Source organism: Mesorhizobium sp. M4A.F.Ca.ET.090.04.2.1, assembly GCF_003999085.1.
GTDB lineage: Bacteria > Pseudomonadota > Alphaproteobacteria > Rhizobiales > Rhizobiaceae > Mesorhizobium.
Genome location: NZ_RZOT01000660.1, coordinates 1 through 2,911, shown reverse-complemented (window position 1 = coordinate 2,911; position 2,911 = coordinate 1). Strand labels below are relative to the sequence as shown.

Annotated in this window: 3 protein-coding genes and 1 pseudogene; 3 read left to right on the top strand and 1 reads right to left on the bottom strand. The window is 64.9% G+C overall.

All coding sequences use genetic code 11. The features are described 5' to 3' along the window. The first annotated feature begins 3 nt into the window (after window positions 1-3). Window positions 4-556, top strand: a pseudogene (locus tag EN781_RS29930) (GNAT family N-acetyltransferase). On the opposite strand, the gene EN781_RS29925 reads toward EN781_RS29930, so the two are convergent. Continuing rightward, window positions 527-1,414, bottom strand: a complete 888-nt coding sequence (locus EN781_RS29925; RefSeq protein ID WP_126053967.1) for a LysR family transcriptional regulator — start codon at window positions 1,412-1,414, stop codon at window positions 527-529. The pseudogene EN781_RS29930 and the gene EN781_RS29925 overlap by 30 nt on opposite strands. A 94-nt stretch (window positions 1,415-1,508) precedes the next feature. Here EN781_RS29925 and EN781_RS29920 point away from each other — a divergent pair, with 94 nt between their 5' ends. Then, the gene (locus EN781_RS29920; protein ID WP_245455444.1) at window positions 1,509-2,675 is read left to right on the top strand and encodes a gamma-butyrobetaine dioxygenase; all 1,167 of its coding nucleotides are present in this window, start codon (window positions 1,509-1,511) and stop codon (window positions 2,673-2,675) included. After that, on the top strand, window positions 2,672-2,911 hold a 240-nt coding region (locus tag EN781_RS29915; RefSeq protein ID WP_127400614.1), incomplete at its 3' end, for an HD domain-containing protein. The genes EN781_RS29920 and EN781_RS29915, both read left to right, overlap by 4 nt.

The window sequence follows — 2,911 nt, the reverse complement described above, 5'->3', positions numbered from 1 at the left end:
ACCATGAGTTCCATAAAAATCAGCACTCTGAATGAGGCCGCCGAGACGGAAAAACTGTTGGCCGCGCTTCTGGTCGAGACCGTGGCCGGCGGCGGCTCGGTGAGCTTCATGCATCCGTTGGCACAGGATGCGGCGGAGGCCTTCTGGCGGAAGTCGCTTGCCGCAGTTGCGCGAGGCGAACGGGTGGTGCTTGGCGCATGGGACGGCGAGGTCCTTGCCGGCACCGTCACCTTGCTGCTCGACTTTCCTCCCAATCAGGCGCACCGGGCCGAGATCGCCAAGCTGATGACCCCGCGTCGACCGTCGCGGCCAGGGTGTGGCGACCCGGCTGATGCGGGCGGCGGAGGACATCGCCATGGAGAGCGGGCGCACCTTGCTGGTGCTAGATACTGCAAGCGAGGAGGGACCCTCCCGCCTCTACGAGAAGCTCGGCTTCACGCTGACCGGCGAAATCCCGGACTTCGCTCTGAAGCCGCATGGCGGATTGACCGGCACGCTGATCTACTGGAAACGGATCGGCGCAAGCCTACAGAGCGTCGATTCCGGCGAGGCGTGACAGCAGCCACAGACGAAAATCCTGCTCGGCCTGGGTCAGTCCCGCGGCCGAAGCGCGGGTCAGGAAATGGCCCGAGCTGCTGGAGAGCTCGAAGCCGGAAAGCGCCACAAGCGCCTTGCCGGCAAGTGCCGCATCGATCAGCGGCCTGGAGCCCAACAGGGCGCCGGCGCCGGCCTTGGCCGCCTCCATGGCGGCAACGAAACTGTCGAAGCGGTGCGAACGTCCAGTATGTCCCGGCACGCCGGCAGCGGTAAACCATTCGGCCCACATCTCGCGCGCGCCGGCGACCAGGAGCAAGGGCAGGGATGTCCAGTCCGTATTGCCGGCCAGCGCCGGAGAGGCGACCGGCACCAGCCGCTCAACGGTCAGCCTGTCGGCCTCGCGGCCGGGGAAGTTTCCGTTGCCGAAGCGGATATCGAGCGCCGAGCCCGGCTGGTCGTAGTCGGCGGGACGATGGATGGTCACCACGTCGAGCTGGATCCGCGGCAGGGCTCTCGCCAGGTCGGGGAGCGCAGGCACGAGCACCAGCAAGGCAAAGGAGATCGGCACCCGCACCGCCACGGTCTGGACGGCGCGCGGCTCGAACAATTCCGTGGTGCTGTTGGCGATGGTGGCGAAGGCCGACTGGATGTGGGGAAGATAGGCGGCGCCCTCAGGCGACAGCGCGACACCGCGGGCAAGACGCACGAACAGCCTGGTCTTCAGCCGCTGTTCGAGGGCGCGAATGTGCTGGCTGACGGCCGCCTGCGTCAGGCCGAGTTCGGCCGCCGCGGCGGTGAAGTTCGAAAGCCGCGCCGCCGCCTCGAAGCTGCGCAACCAGTCGAGCGGAGGCAAGGCGTCGGCAACTCTTCCAGCCATTAGAATTCTATAGCCATAGTCTGCAAAATGATAATTTGAGTTATGACTACGAAGTCAGCATCATGCAACCCGAAACCCTGCGGATGCGGGAAAGATGGAGCTGCTGGACATGCTGACCAAGGCGCTGATCGGCGACGAGGGACGGACGATCGAACTCAGCTGGGAGAACGGGACGCGCACCCGTTTTCACGCCATGTGGCTGCGCGACAATGCATTGGACGACAAGACGCGCAGCGCCGGCAACGGGCAGCGCCTGATCACCATCCTCGACATTCCGGCCGAGACGCGGATTGGAGCAGTCTCGATCAAGGGCGGCGCCCTGGAGATCAGCTTCGTGCCCGAGCAAAAGACCGTCAGCTTCCCGCAAGCCTGGCTGTACACGCATGCCTATGACCGCGTCGAACTGCGCAAGGGAGGCTGGACGGCCGACGTGGTTCAATGCTGGACAAGGGCGACGATGCAGAACTCGGTGCCGCGCGCGGCATATGCGGCTGCCAGCCACGATCGCAGCGTGCTCAGGGAATGGCTTTCGGCGGTGAGGACTTACGGCTTTGCGGTGATGGATGGCCTGCCGGCGGAGTCGGGGGCGCTGTGCAAGGTGTCCGACCTGTTCGGTTACATCAGGGAAACCAATTACGGGCGCTGGTTCGAGGTGCGCGCCGAGGTTATTCCGAACAATCTCGCCTACACCAATCTCGGCCTGCAGGCGCATACCGACAATCCATACCGCGATCCGGTGCCGACGCTGCAGATCCTGGCCTGCATCGAGAACACCGTCTGGGGCGGCGAATCCACCGTCGTCGACGGTTTCGCGGTGGCGACTGCGCTGCAGGTCGAAGATCCGCACGGGTTCCGTCTGCTGAGTTCCTATCCGGCGCGCTTCGAATATGCCGGCTCGTCTGGCGTGCGGCTCAAGGCCAAGCGTCCGATGATCGAGCTCGGACCGGACGGCGAGCTGATCTGCATCCGCTTCAACAACCGCTCGCTGGCGCCGACGGTCGACGTGCCATTCGCCGAGATGGACAAATACTACGCCGCTTATCGCCGGTTCGCCGAACTGATCGAGGATCCCGCCTTCGAGGTGACCTTCAAGCTGGAAGCTGGGCAGGCCTTCATCGTCGACAACACCCGCGTCATGCATGCGCGCAAGGCGTTTTCCGGCTCGGGCAAGCGCTGGCTGCAGGGCTGCTACGCCGACAAGGACGGGCTGTTGTCGACGCTGGCGGCGATCGAGCACGATTTCAGGGAGGCGGCGGAATGAACGGGCAGGCGCTGAACAGCGGCAACATCGTCGAATTCATCGCCGACATTTTTGAGCGACGCGGTGCCGAATCCTATCTCGGCGAGCCCGTCACCATGTCGGAGCACATGCTGCAGGGCGCGTGGCTGGCCGAGCAGGACGGCGCGCCGGACGAACTGGTGGCGGCGGCGCTGCTGCACGACATAGGACACTACACCGGCGAGTTCGGCACCTATTCGCCCGACGATGTCGAGGAC